The 238-nt window shown below is 66.0% G+C and carries 1 protein-coding gene; it reads right to left on the bottom strand.

The features are described from left to right. Window positions 1–238: LysR substrate-binding domain-containing protein (locus tag SB765_RS33430; protein WP_410933009.1), on the bottom strand; the 238-nt coding region annotated here is incomplete at both ends.

Here is a 238-nt window from a genome sequence, read left to right as displayed (position 1 = left end):
CCCGCTGGCTGTGAGGCCGGACGCGTGCCCGCCAGCTGCGGCATCACCTCTTTGATCATGGCAAAAAAGTGTTGCAGCCTGGCCGGGTAGTAACTCGCCCAGGGATAGGTCAGCCACACCGGCAGCGGCGGTGCCTGCCACGCAGGCATCAGCTGAACCAGGCCGCCATCCGCCAGATCTTCCTGCACCGCCCAGGACGAAACGATCGCGGCTCCCATCCCTGCCAGTGCCGCTTTGC

The sequence above is a fragment of the Pseudomonas sp. SIMBA_067 genome (assembly GCF_046534675.1).
GTDB classification, from domain to species: domain Bacteria; phylum Pseudomonadota; class Gammaproteobacteria; order Pseudomonadales; family Pseudomonadaceae; genus Aquipseudomonas; species Aquipseudomonas putida.
The sequence above is the reverse complement of the archived record's forward strand: the minus strand, read 5'-3'. Positions and strand labels throughout refer to the sequence as shown.